The following is a 12,211-nucleotide window of genomic DNA, read 5'->3' as shown; positions in this document are numbered from 1 at the left end:
ACTAAGCAATGGTCATCCCCTCCGAATAGATCTTGCGGACAATCTCTTCCGTTGTCGCTTCTTCAATCTGCATCTCCTGAATCGGAACATGCTGCACCAGCCGCGACAATACTTCGGAAACCGTTGTTTCCCCGTTCTGCACGTGGACGGTATATTGGCGCGGGCCTTTTTGTTCCCAGCTGACGGACAGCCCGTCAGTTCTTCCTTGCAGGTCAGCGATTAATACCTCTTTTTCCATTTCCAAATGGATTTTTTTGCCTCCGCCCCACAGATTTCGAAGTTGGGCCAAGCCTCCGTCGTAGATGATTTTTCCTTGATCCAACATCACCACCCGCGAACATAGCGCTTCAATATCGGATAAGTCATGGGTGGTCAGCAGAATGGTTGTTCCAAATTCACGGTTGATCTCTTTTAAAAACCGGCGGATATTTTCCTTGACCAGCACATCGAGACCAATGGTCGGTTCATCCAGAAACAGCAAAGACGGCCGGTGGATCAAGGAGGCTGCCAGTTCGCAACGCATGCGCTGGCCCAGGCTTAATTTGCGAACAGGCTGATCCAGTAAAGAAGAAATATCCAGCACTTCAATCATGCGATCCAAATGTTTCTGATGCTCCTCTGCGGGAATCCGGTACACTTTTTGCAGGAGGCGAAAAGATTCCTGCACGGCAATATCCCACCAGAGCTGGCTTCGCTGCCCAAATACAACACCAATCGTCTTTACAAACTCTTCCCGCTGGCGATGCGGGTCATAGCCATTTACTTTTAACTCTCCCGCCGTTGGCTGCAAAATCCCTGTCAGCATTTTAATGGTGGTTGATTTACCCGCTCCGTTCTCACCGATATATCCGACCATCTCTCCTTTGCCGATTCTTAGGTCAATGGAATCGACTGCACGGATCGTCCGATATTTCCGATTTAATAAATCACGAAAAGCCCCCGTCAATCCGGGCCGGCTTTGATATACTTTAAACTCTTTGGTCAATCCATGTGCTTCAATCGAAAGCAACTCCCATTCATCTCCTCTGACACGTATATCTGCAACTATTCTCTGCTCTATTTTACAGGGTTAAGAGCCAATTTTTCACAAAAAAAGGCATTCCATCGTTTGGAACACCTTTCTTCCAACATTATTTTACTACCCAATTGCGACTGGAGTAAATCCTGTTTTTACAGCGAGGCAATCAATTCATCGACAGGAAAACTCCTGAATCTCTTTTTCCATCTCTATAAAGGATATCTTTTTTTATAATTTGGAGAAACTAAGAAAAGGATACCAGTAACCGATAGGGAGGAAATGAGATGTCCAAGGTCTTAAAACCATCGAAGTCCATATTATATTGCTTGTTATTATCCATTTTTCTTTTAGGAGCATGGGCCCCGCAAACCGTCCAGATAAAAGAAGAACCCCTGTTAAAAAAAATTGCACAGATAGAAAGCTTCATCGACCAACAAAGGTGGGATCAGGCCCAAACAGAGGTAAACCGATTGGAGCATTTATATAAAAAGGAAAAATGGAAGTTACAATTGTTTGGTGATCAGATGAAATATGAAAGGATTCGCCAGGAAATGGCTCAATTGAAAATTGCTTTAGAAGAGAAGGATCAAACCGAAGCGAAAATCAAATTGGCAACCATCCGCTCTATATTAACAATCACAGGCCAGGTCGACAAAATAAACGGCAAAATGACTTGAGCCGGATCCTCAAGTCATTTTGTGATCTACATTACCATTGAAGCAGGGAGAATCCCCGTTTGCAAATCTTAAAAAGGATAAAACCTTGGTTGTTGTTGGTGCAGACAATAACACCTGAATCCCCGGTCCCTGTCACGGTGAAACAACAGCTATTTCTTTAATAAATAAAAAAAGACCGCCAGGGAAGCGGTCTTGTAAAGATAAATAATATGCTAATTGAAATACAGAAAACTTTTCTGCAATCAGACTTCCTGTTTCTTTAAAGAGCATCCGGTACATTTTTTAAGGGTTGTTATTTCCGTCCTTTTGCTTTTCCTTGCCCTCGTCCATTTCCAGCGCTGTCTCATACACATTCATACTTTCCGTGACAAACTGAATTTCCCTCAGGTTTTTTTCTTTATCTTTTTTCAGCTGATCATTTTTAGGCATTTTACCTTCCTTAAAAAGTCTTATCAATGGTATGTTTTGTTTATTATTTTTCCCGGGCATCCTCTTTATATTTATTTCCCTGCCTCTTTTTTATTCCACTAAAATTTGGATAATATCGTTTATTGAATAACGGTTTGCCACAGGTGACTTATTTCCCGGTCAGCAAATAGCTGTAAGGCAGCCGCTGAATCACAACTGACAGACCCAGGGAAAGGCTTGTCACGGCGAACAGCATAAACCCAAATTCCATCCAGGAAGCCTGCGGAAATAAGAATGGAGTAATACGGCTAAACAGGTTTAACAGTACAGGATGGATTAAATAGAGGCCGAAGGAATAGCGGCCAAGTGTCGACACCCATGAGTGCTTCCATTTACCACCCATTTGAAACCACAGCACAAGTGAGGCAATCGAGTAAACCAGAACAGAAAAGTTAAAAAAGCCAGTCTCTTTACGGAAAAATCCGTTAAACAACATCCAGATTCCTGTTGAACTAAACAGGATGATTGCGGCTGCAAAAGGAATTTTCCCGAACCATTCAAGAATTTGGCCGGCCCGCTGCCCGACCCATCCGCCCAGGCAGAAGTAAAACAGCCACACGGGAAAAAAGCGGATCGCGTTTTCCGTAAAAGGCGCCATCCACGGGAACTGTGATGACATCTCCCACCAGGTCATACTGTTGGCAAGCACGTTAATGAGCAGAGCGAACGAGACGACAGTTAAACCGCCAAATTTGCGAAATGTCCATATTAACAGCGGTAAAAGCAGATAAAACTGTACCATCACCACAATGTAGTACAGGTGATAATAGGATGATCCTGTCAGGACTGCGGTTATCGTATCCGTTACTGTTTGGGGTGCAGTTTCCCGATGTGCAAACCAGGAATAAACCAGGTAAAAAACTGACCAGCTGAGGTAGGGAATCAGGATATACAGAGTCCGTTTTTTAAAAAAAGCGAGGATTGGAAACGTTTGGTTATCATAATAACGATAAAAGAGAAACAGCCCTGACAGCATAAAAAATATCGGGACACTGAAACGGCCCATCTGATTGATCGCGAAGAAAAGGCCTCCATCCGTCATCGACTCGGAATAGCGCATGTTAAAGGCTGTTACATGAATGAGGATGACACCGAAAATGGCGACTCCCTTGATAAAATCCGCTTCCCGGATTCGCCCCTGCATCCTTATCTCTCTCCTTTAAAATGTTTGGATTTTGACAACATCCTATAAATAAAAACGATCTCCTTCAAATGAAGTGAGATCGTAACAGAAATATTATAAATGATAATAACACAGTTTTTACGCAAACGAAATGTAGTTTGCGATCCTCTCAATGGTGATAAACCTGTGCCCCGGGGCTTGGGTAATCACCCTCTTAAGGAGGGTTTCAACGGCGGTTGCCTGAGGTGTGACACCACAGACCCGGAAGCGGGAGTTTCACCGGAGGGCCAGACTTTAAGCAAAGAGCTGAGGAATTTTCTCTATCAGTGTGAGCACACCAAACCACGCCGTTCCCAGGGCCACAAGTGTACCGAATACCGTCATCCAGACCGGATGGCGATAATCCCCGACAATTTTCCTTCGGTGGGCGGCAATCAACATTGTCCCCAGTATAAGGGGGAGGATCAATCCGTTGAGTGCACCGGCAAGGATCAACAGTTGAACCGGCTGGCCAACCAACGTCAGAATCAAAGTAGATACCAGGATAAAAGTAATCACAATCTTGGACCGGTGCCGTTCCATTGCAGGAGAAAAGCTGGTGAGAAAAGTGACAGAGGTATAAGCCGCGCCTACCACGGAAGTAAGCGATGCGGACCATAAGACCAGGCCAAACAATTTGAGGCCGATGCTTCCTGCCGCCGTCTCAAAAACAGTGGCCATAGGGTTGTCCGCACTTAATTTCACACCCTGAACAACGATTCCCAAAACCGCCAAAAACAGAATAACCCTCATTGCTGAAGCGACAAGAATTCCTGTAACAGAACTCTTTGTCACCTCTCCAAGGCTTTCCCTGCCGCTGATCCCCGCATCAAGAAGCCGATGGCCCCCTGCAAAGGTGATATACCCCCCGACAGTTCCCCCAACCAGCGTAATGATGGCCATGATATCCATTTTTTCCGGAAGCACCGTCCTTAAAGCCGCTTCCCCCACCGGAGGGCTGCTTACGATTGCCACATAAGCTGTCAGGAGAATCATAAGCAATCCCAGCCAACGGGCTACACGGTCCATCGCTGCCCCGGCTTCTTTGAACATAAAGATGATGATTGCAAAAACGGCGGTAATAACTGCTCCGATCCTGGTGTTCAAACCAAACATGGCCTGAAAGCCCAAACCTGCACCGCCGAGATTGCCTATGTTGAAGGCAAGCCCCCCCAGGGCAACCGCCAGCGCAATAAAAATACCGAGGCCCGGCAGTACCAGATTGGCAATCTCCTGCCCCCTTTTTTCCGTCACACAGATGATGCGCCAAATATTCATCTGGGCCCCGATATCCAGCAGGATTGAAATTAGAATAACAAAGCCGAAACTGGCCATTAACCTCTCCGTGAAAACCGTTGTCTGAGTTAAGAACCCCGGACCGATGGCGGAGGTTGCCATCAAAAAGGCAGCTCCGAGCAAAATACTCAACCGGTTTTTGGCAGCATTGGATTGTGCATTCACGGTGCTCACTTCCTTTATTAAATAAAAGATTCATGTTTATTTATCAATTTCCTGGTATATATATAACGATTCTTTTTCTACATTATTTCTGTATAAACGGAACCAAAGATTCCTGTCATTTTCCAGCTTATAAAAATTCTCCATCAGCTGACCAGACCTCCGGGTTGACCAAATGAGCCGGTCTTTCCCCACGTAATCCCTGAAGTAAGTGGTTGGCAGCCATTTTCGCCATCTTTACCCTGGTATTGATACTGGCACTGCCAATGTGCGGCAAGGCAATGACATTAGACAGGGAGAGCAGGGGATTCTCCAGCGGAACAGGTTCCTGTTGAAACACATCCAGCCCGGCGGCCCAGATCTGCCCGTTTTTCAAGGCATTGTACAGCGCGGCCTCATTGACGATTCCGCCGCGGGCCGTGTTAATCAATACAGAATTTTTTTTCATCAAAGCGAGTTCCCGTTCGCTGATCAGATTCCTCGTTTCAGGGGTATAGGGAGTCAGGATACAGACGAAATCAGACTGTTTGAGCAAGCTGTCCAGATCTGCATAAATCAGCCCATATTTCCGCTCAGCCTCCGGTTTGCGATTCCGGTTATGGTAGAGTACCTTCATGTTAAAGCCCTTGGCTCTCCTTGCCACTGCTTCACCAATTCTGCCCAGTCCTATGATCCCTATCACCGCTCCAAACACATCTTGTCCGGTAAGCAACATGGGCGACCAGGTTTTCCACTCACCGCGGCGCAAAAACCCCGCCGACTCAACGACACGCCTCGCTGTAGCCAGCAACAGCGCAAAGGTGAGATCAGCTGTCGTTTCAGTAAGCACATCCGGAGTATTGGCCACCATAATCCCGCGGCGGGTCGCGGCTTCCACATCAATATTGTCGTAACCAACAGCCATCTGGCTGATCACCCGCAGCTTTTTCGCTTTTATCAACAGATCTTGATTCACAGCTTCAGTCAACATGCAAAGAAGTCCATTCACCCGGGCAATTTCCCTTTCCAACACATCACGCGGGACCGGAGTATCTTCCCTTTCCCACATCAACACTTCACAGTCTTCCCTGAGCTTGGACAAAGCCGGTTCCGGTATTTGGCGGGTGATGTACACTTTTGGCTTCAATGTTTCACATCCTCTGTTTAAAATATCGTTCCTTCTGTCATCTCCATCAAGGCCTCTGATCATAATTATCCTGATTATATCGCAAAAGCCCGTTCTCCATAAAACCGCTTGTTCAAATACTTATTAAAATAAAAAGTTTAAAAAGTGAAGCTGAAGGGTATAGGGGAAATGTTCAAAAATATGATCTTGAATCGATTGATTACAGAAGGAGGAATTTCAAAATGAAGCCGAACAGTTTCCCCCGCTGGGCGAATCTCTATCTGCAATTCCTGAAAGTTCCTGTAAAAAAGCCCTCTTTTGAGTATTTAAGTGAAATTTGCACCGCTCATTTAAACCTTATTCCGTTTGAAAATATTAGTAAGCTGCTCAACTACAAGCATTATCAGGGGACAAACAAATATATCCCCGATTCAGAGGAATTTGTCGACCAGCTTTTTACGAAGAATATGGGCGGCACTTGCTATGCGATCAATCACAATCTGTGCAAACTCCTGAAAACACTGGGATTTTCGTGCCGTTATGCAGATTTGGGAAAGGTCCATATGGCCATTCTTGTCCGTCTCCCGGAATACCCCGACGAAGAGGTTTATGTTGACTGCGGTTCAGCTGCACCTTTTTTTAAGCCGGTTCGCTTTGAGACCCATCCCGATGATGTTACGGCATTTGGCGGGGATAAGATTTTTATACAGCCGGAAGAAGAGACGGGAGTTTACGCTTTTCGCAGATATGTTGACGGAAAGTTAAGCAAACCCGTTTGGACTTTCAATCCTGGACTAACGTACCACTTCAGCGATTTCCTTCCCGCTATTAAACAATCATATCAACCAGGCCAGACATTTATGAAGATGTTACGATGCCAACTATGGCAGCTGGACAAAAAGAGAAGTGTCTCCTTAGTCAATCATACATTTAAGATTCGAACTCAAACCGGCACCGTCAAACAATACCAACTGAGCAGTGTGAGCGAAATCAGAAAAGTAATTGATGAGGAATTTTCTCTCCCTCAATTGCCTGTCGAAGAAGCGATATCTGTTTTAAATCACCTTGGCATCAATATTTTCCAGAGGGAAAACTAACCATTTCCCCAAACGCTGGTACACCGTCCGGCAACCAAGTGACCGGGCTGATGGCTCATCCCGCAGCAAATGATTCTCCTGTGTTTACATTTTCTTTAGCTGCACAAGATAAAGACACAGCCATTCTTTCAAAGGAGAGAAAATAATGTTTCGCAAAACAGCGGGAGAACTGCTGATTGACTTATTGATTGAATGGGGTGTGGACCATATCTACGGGATGCCCGGAGATTCAATCAATTCAATTATTGAGCCTTTACGCAAGGTACAGGATAAAATTATATTTATTCAAGTCCGCCATGAAGAAGCGGGAGCACTGGCCGCGGCGTCATATGCCAAGTTAACGGGAAAACTGGGTGTATGTATGGCGATTGCCGGGCCGGGAGCGATCCATTTGCTGAACGGGCTGTATGATGCAAAATTGGACCGGGCTCCCATTCTGGCAATTACCGGACAGGTAGAGTCCGACTTAATAGGCATTGACTATTTTCAAGAGGTAAAATTAGAGCGGATGTTTGATGATGTGGCCGTCTATAATCAGCGGATCATGTCGGCCGAACAACTGCCCGGCGTAGTAAACCAGGCCATCCGAACCGCCTATACCCGGCAAGGGGTATCTGTATTAACCATTCCGGACGATATCCCCAAGTTTGAGGTTGAAGGGAATGCACGCCGGACAACTTCTTTTTTTGTGAAGCCGGAAGTTTTCCCGCCGGAGGATGATTTGCTAAAGGCAAAGCAAATATTATCCGAAGCCAAAAAGCCGGTGATTCTTGCCGGTAAAGGAGCCAGAGAAGCCAGGGAATCCCTGTTATCGTTTGCGGATAAAATAGCTTCACCCATTGCACTGTCACTTCCAGGAAAAGGAATCATCCCCGATGAACATCCCTTCTGCATCGGGGGCCTGGGTCTGATTGGGACCAAGCCCGCTTCTGAAGCAATGGAAGAAGCGGACACACTGATCATGATCGGAACCTCCTTTCCTTTTACCGGATTTTTACCGGAAAAAGCAAAAACGATACAAATCGATACAGACCCCAACCAGATTGGGAAAAGAGTACCCGTTGACGCAGGACTGGCCGGAGATGCCAAAAAAACTCTGGACTGGTTGACCACTCGGCTGGTCAGACAAGCGGACCGGTCCTTTCTGGAAGATTACCAGCAATTGATGAAGAAATGGTGGGAAAAATTAAAGAAACAAGAGGAAGATCCGTCGACCCCCATCAAACCGCAGCGGGTGGTTCAATCATTGCAGAAAGTGGTTCGCGATAATGCCATCCTTTCTGTCGATGTGGGGAATGTAACGGTTTGGATGGCCCGCCATTTTCGCATGACAAATCAGAAGTTTGTTATCTCCAGTTGGCTGGCAACTCTCGGATGCGGACTCCCGGGTGCCATTGCGGGCAAAATCGCTTATCCGGATAAACAAGTTTTTGCCATCTGTGGTGACGGCGGATTTGGAATGACCATGAATGATTTTGTCACCGCAGTCAAATACCGGTTGCCAATCATTGTTGTGGTATTTAATAATCATAAGATCGCCATGATTAAATTTGAACAAGAAGTGATGGGCAATGTAGAGTTCGGTACGGAACTCCAAAACCCTAATTTTGCCCAATATGCTGAAGCCTGCGGAGGAGTGGGCTACCGGGTGGAACGGCCGGAAGAACTGATGCCGGCATTAGAAAAAGCTGTTTCCCAAACCAAACCCTGTATTATTGATGTAGTTGTAGATGCCAATGAAGCACCGATGCCGGCCAAAATCACTTTTGGGCAGGCTGCCGGATATGCCAAACATATGATCAAGGAACTGTGGGAAGAAGGCAAAGTGGATCTCCCTATTTGAAGTAATTTATATAAAAAACGAGGAGTTTAGTCTCCTCGTTATTTCCCGTTCCCGGACTACATATGCTGCTTAATGATCCGCTCCAATTTTGCTTTCAGCGGTCCGGTTCCCTTCTCTACCTCTTTGGATGATACAGTAAATCGCACCATGCGCTCATCAAGTTCAAGCGCTTCTTCCATCGAGCTCATTAAATCAACAGCTTTGAGATCAATGGACAAAATACCGTCAACCTCATTGGCACGCGGAAAAAAAACCACCTCCAGTTCGTCAATCCATTCCGCGAAACGGCCGACTGGTTTAAACTTATATTCTTGCACAAACGGATGGCGCGAATAAAATTTACCAAATTCATATTCTACACCATACAGTTGAAAACCGATTTCCTCCACGGTATGTAACACGGTGTCAACAAGCGGATGGGGCAATACCTCAATTCCGTCGGTATCGGCGGGATCAACCGCCATTTTTATATCCAAACCTGTCTTTAAATAGACAGGCGAGCCGCCGGTAGTGATCGGAGTATCATACGGAAGCTGGAATTGAAACGGAATCACTTTTGTCTCGCGCGGCGTAATATCAAAAGCATCAGTCAAACGGAATTCACTGACCACATATTCGTCCTGCGTCCCCTCATGATGGTACTGCACCACCAAAAACAGATAAATCTCATCAATAAATTGGTCAGCTTGTCCACCCTGGATAAAAACTTCTCCGCGAATCGTCTCCCCTTGACGATAGGTCGCCTTTTCAAGACGGGTATCCACTTTTGCCGAACCTATTCCAAGACTGGCGAGAGCTTTCTCAAATACAGACATGATTTGCACACCTCTAGCTTTAATATAATGTTTTTCTGTTTAACATCTCTTGTATTTTGTGAATCGGGTCTTCAGACATCTTCTGGTTATTGATATGCAAAGTACCGTTCGGGTTGTCATATTCCCAGGAGAAGGAACTGTTTAAAACCCTTGCGGAGCGGATCATTTCCACATCCATATTGATGTCCGTATCTGTTACATGAAAGATAACATTCAGTTCATCCACATAGCCGTGATAACGGCCGGTGGGACGAAACTGAAACATCTGAAAAAATGGATGAGGCTTCTGCTCGGGATCATGTTCATTATGAATCCGATACAAAATAAATCCCGCATCTTCAAATTGCTTAAGCAGCTTTTGTACCAGAGGGGTTGGAAATACTTCGATTTTATCCGTATCACTGGGATCAATCCCCATTTTAATATCGAGTCCGGTTTTAAAATACACAGGGAAACTCCCGCTGGACATGGGAAGTTCCATCGGTAATGTAAATTCAAATTTGATGTTTTTCAACTCACCCGGCTGGATGGTAAAAGACTTGGAAAGATGATACTTCTTCATCACGTAAGGAGTTTTTTTGCTGTTTTTGGTGATGTCCACCACCAAGTAGAGATAGATATCATCAATCTGCTGTTCGATGTTTCCACCCCGGACATGAACCTCGCCTCTGACAGAGTCGCCGGGTTGAAATTGGCTTTTTTCTAATCTTGTGTCCACTCTGGCTGCACCTATTCCCATACTTGCCAGCGATTTATAGAGTACCATTATGTAGCCCCCTTACCGGTGCATCACAGATTAAAGAAAAACGGTTGCGCACCCCCCATGTTGTTCTTACACATGGGCAGGTTTGCTCTCCGCCGAAAAATAGTTATTTTTTATTCAACATTTGTTTCATATACTCTTCAAATTGCTTTGCTAACTGCGCATGCTCTTCACTCTCACGTTCCAGCCGTTCTTTCAGGAGTCGCTGCCGTTCTTCCTGCTCTTTGGAGATGTGCTCTTCTTCTGTTCGCTGTTTGCCTGTGTTTTCGGGCTCTAATAAGCTGGGTCCTATGCTGTCCGGATTGGTCAGCAGACTTTGCTTCGGATATGGCTGGTTGGCTTTTGCCTGTCTCCGGCGCTCAAGCTCCAGTTTTTCTTTCTCCAATCGACGTTGTTGTTCAAGAAGCTCCTGTTGCTGGCGTTCATACTCTTGAGCCTGCTTTGCCAATAATCTTTGTTCGCGTTCTTCAAACTCTTGTTGCAATTTGGCTTTGAGTTCTTGTTCTTTTTGCTCAAACTCCTGCCGTATTCTCCCCAATCGTTTTCTTTCTTGTTGCTCCCAGGCCAGCCGCTCTTGCTTTAATCTTTCCATTTCCTTTCGGGCTTGTTCCTGCTGTTCCCTCTTCAGCCGTTCCTGTTCCAGTCGTTCCTGTTCCCTGCGCTCCCTTTCCAACCGCTCCTGTTCCCGGCGTTCCCGTTGTTGTTCCTCTCCCTTTAACCGCTCTAACTCGGCTTTTTGCATTAACAGCTCTTTTTGTTTTTGCTCAAATTCCAGGCGTTGTTTTTCCAGCAGCTCCTGTTGCCGGCGTTCCAGTTCCTGGCGTTGCTTTTCCAACAATTCTTGCTGCCGGCGCTCAAACTCTTGCCGCATTTGCTCGAGACGCTCCTGTTCCCGTCTCTCAAATTCTTTTCTCTGTTCTTCCAGGAGAAGCATATGTTTTGCCGTCTGACTGAGCCGTACGTCCGAAGAGGAAGGAGGAGAAGAGATGGGGTCTTTAACAGGCGGGGAAATGGAAGAGTGATGATCAGCACCTGTCTTGCCTCCATGCTGTGCAGAATCTTTTTTCTCCCCGCGAAATAAACGCCCAAACAAACCTTTGCCATGCTTCTTTTTTTCGTAAGTTTCAATCTGTGAACGCACAGAGTTGATCGAGCGGTTTCCCAGGCTTTTTTGCAGCAGCCTGGCCATAGGTTTCGACACTGGTAAATTGTCAGGCAACTTGGCAATCGGTTCTTCCAAATAATGTCCGGATAACAGGCTGTAGAAAAAAGTCCCCCAATCCAAGGTTGGCTGCAAAACGGTGATTTGCTCCAGCCCGCAGAAGAGAACTTTTAATTCCCCGCTATCAGTAACTCCAACGCTGCGGGGATCTAACAGGAGGTACATGGGGATCGGCATCGACTTCAGTTCGGCTTCCAGCTGCAAAAGCTGTTTGCCCCACTCTACAATCTGATCTTCATCTGCTTGTCTGGCTGAGATCACCTCACGCAGTGGATGAATAGGAAGATAAGGACGAATAAAGACGAGAGAACGATCTTCCGTATACACTTCCATGAACGGAATCACTAACGGGTGGCTTAAGGATCGATACTGTTGAATAGCGCGTGCGGGAGCCTGTTTTTGTAAGTGGACGGTTTGAAGATAGTAACGTTTGGAATCAAACCGTGCAATCGCCAGTTCACCATCAAAAAATGGAACTACGTGTTCGATTTGATAGGAATCTCTATAACTTTCACCCACACGAAAAAACGACAACATTCTTCGCCTCCACTTGTATCACTTCCAATGGACGTTTCTATTTTAG

The 12,211-nt window shown here is 45.9% G+C and carries 11 protein-coding genes; 3 read left to right on the top strand and 8 right to left on the bottom strand.

The genetic code is table 11. From position 1 onward, the window contains the following. Position 1: 1 nt before the first annotated feature. Positions 2-1,009, bottom strand: a complete 1,008-nt coding sequence (locus I8U27_RS13580) for an ABC transporter ATP-binding protein (RefSeq protein WP_181752848.1) — start codon at positions 1,007-1,009, stop codon at positions 2-4. 293 nt (positions 1,010-1,302) lie between these two features. Here I8U27_RS13580 and I8U27_RS13575 point away from each other — a divergent pair, with 293 nt between their 5' ends. Further along, positions 1,303-1,695 (top strand): DUF4363 family protein, encoded by a 393-nt coding sequence (locus tag I8U27_RS13575; protein ID WP_181752850.1) that lies wholly within the window; start codon positions 1,303-1,305, stop codon positions 1,693-1,695. A gap of 282 nt (positions 1,696-1,977) precedes the next feature. On the opposite strand, the gene I8U27_RS13570 is transcribed toward I8U27_RS13575, so the two are convergent. The 4 genes from I8U27_RS13570 to I8U27_RS13555 form a co-directional block, all read right to left on the bottom strand. Further along, positions 1,978-2,124 (bottom strand): hypothetical protein, encoded by a 147-nt coding sequence (locus tag I8U27_RS13570; protein ID WP_181752852.1) that lies wholly within the window; start codon positions 2,122-2,124, stop codon positions 1,978-1,980. A gap of 148 nt (positions 2,125-2,272) precedes the next feature. Then, complete coding sequence (locus tag I8U27_RS13565) at positions 2,273-3,307, bottom strand: acyltransferase (protein ID WP_181752854.1); 1,035 nt, start codon at positions 3,305-3,307, stop codon at positions 2,273-2,275. Between the two features lie 273 nt (positions 3,308-3,580). Continuing rightward, entirely contained in the window at positions 3,581-4,723 is a 1,143-nt protein-coding gene (locus I8U27_RS13560) for an NRAMP family divalent metal transporter (protein ID WP_181753003.1), read from the bottom strand. 190 nt (positions 4,724-4,913) lie between these two features. Continuing rightward, positions 4,914-5,909: a 2-hydroxyacid dehydrogenase gene (locus I8U27_RS13555; RefSeq protein WP_181752856.1), complete on the bottom strand. Its 996-nt coding sequence runs from the start codon at positions 5,907-5,909 to the stop codon at positions 4,914-4,916. Between the two features lie 221 nt (positions 5,910-6,130). On the opposite strand from I8U27_RS13555, the gene I8U27_RS13550 reads away from it, so the two are divergent. Both I8U27_RS13550 and I8U27_RS13545 read left to right on the top strand, forming a co-directional pair. Next, positions 6,131-6,985, top strand: coding sequence for an arylamine N-acetyltransferase (locus I8U27_RS13550; protein WP_181752858.1), 855 nt, complete (start codon positions 6,131-6,133; stop codon positions 6,983-6,985). 145 nt (positions 6,986-7,130) lie between these two features. After that, positions 7,131-8,828 (top strand): pyruvate oxidase, encoded by a 1,698-nt coding sequence (locus I8U27_RS13545; protein WP_181752861.1) that lies wholly within the window; start codon positions 7,131-7,133, stop codon positions 8,826-8,828. A gap of 56 nt (positions 8,829-8,884) precedes the next feature. On the opposite strand, the gene I8U27_RS13540 is transcribed toward I8U27_RS13545, so the two are convergent. From I8U27_RS13540 to I8U27_RS13530, 3 genes are all read right to left on the bottom strand, one after another. Beyond that, complete coding sequence (locus I8U27_RS13540) at positions 8,885-9,643, bottom strand: sporulation protein (RefSeq protein WP_181752863.1); 759 nt, start codon at positions 9,641-9,643, stop codon at positions 8,885-8,887. 19 nt (positions 9,644-9,662) lie between these two features. Then, positions 9,663-10,409 carry a sporulation protein gene (locus tag I8U27_RS13535; RefSeq protein WP_181752864.1) on the bottom strand — a complete coding sequence of 249 codons (747 nt, stop codon included), beginning with the start codon at positions 10,407-10,409 and terminating at the stop codon, positions 9,663-9,665. Positions 10,410-10,512: 103 nt separating this feature from the next. Further along, a complete protein-coding gene (locus I8U27_RS13530) occupies positions 10,513-12,162 on the bottom strand; it encodes a coiled-coil domain-containing protein (RefSeq protein WP_181752867.1) in 1,650 nt (549 codons plus the stop codon). Positions 12,163-12,211: the final 49 nt, after the last annotated feature.

Origin of the sequence: Paenactinomyces guangxiensis (genome assembly GCF_016055185.1) — a bacterium.
Taxonomy (GTDB): domain Bacteria; phylum Bacillota; class Bacilli; order Thermoactinomycetales; family Thermoactinomycetaceae; genus Paenactinomyces; species Paenactinomyces guangxiensis.
The sequence above is the reverse complement of the archived record's forward strand: the minus strand, read 5'-3'. Positions and strand labels throughout refer to the sequence as shown.

Excerpts from the sequence above, each read along its gene's own strand:
- I8U27_RS13565 (WP_181752854.1), bottom strand. The coding sequence starts at position 3,307 with ATGCAGGGGCGAATCCGGGAAGCGGATTTTATCAAGGGAGTCGCCATT.
- I8U27_RS13540 (WP_181752863.1), bottom strand. The coding sequence starts at position 9,643 with ATGTCTGTATTTGAGAAAGCTCTCGCCAGTCTTGGAATAGGTTCGGCA.
- I8U27_RS13545 (WP_181752861.1), top strand. The coding sequence starts at position 7,131 with ATGTTTCGCAAAACAGCGGGAGAACTGCTGATTGACTTATTGATTGAA.
- I8U27_RS13575 (WP_181752850.1), top strand. The coding sequence starts at position 1,303 with ATGTCCAAGGTCTTAAAACCATCGAAGTCCATATTATATTGCTTGTTA.
- I8U27_RS13535 (WP_181752864.1), bottom strand. The coding sequence starts at position 10,409 with ATGGTACTCTATAAATCGCTGGCAAGTATGGGAATAGGTGCAGCCAGA.
- I8U27_RS13570 (WP_181752852.1), bottom strand. The coding sequence starts at position 2,124 with ATGCCTAAAAATGATCAGCTGAAAAAAGATAAAGAAAAAAACCTGAGG.
- I8U27_RS13560 (WP_181753003.1), bottom strand. The coding sequence starts at position 4,723 with ATGGCAACCTCCGCCATCGGTCCGGGGTTCTTAACTCAGACAACGGTT.
- I8U27_RS13550 (WP_181752858.1), top strand. The coding sequence starts at position 6,131 with ATGAAGCCGAACAGTTTCCCCCGCTGGGCGAATCTCTATCTGCAATTC.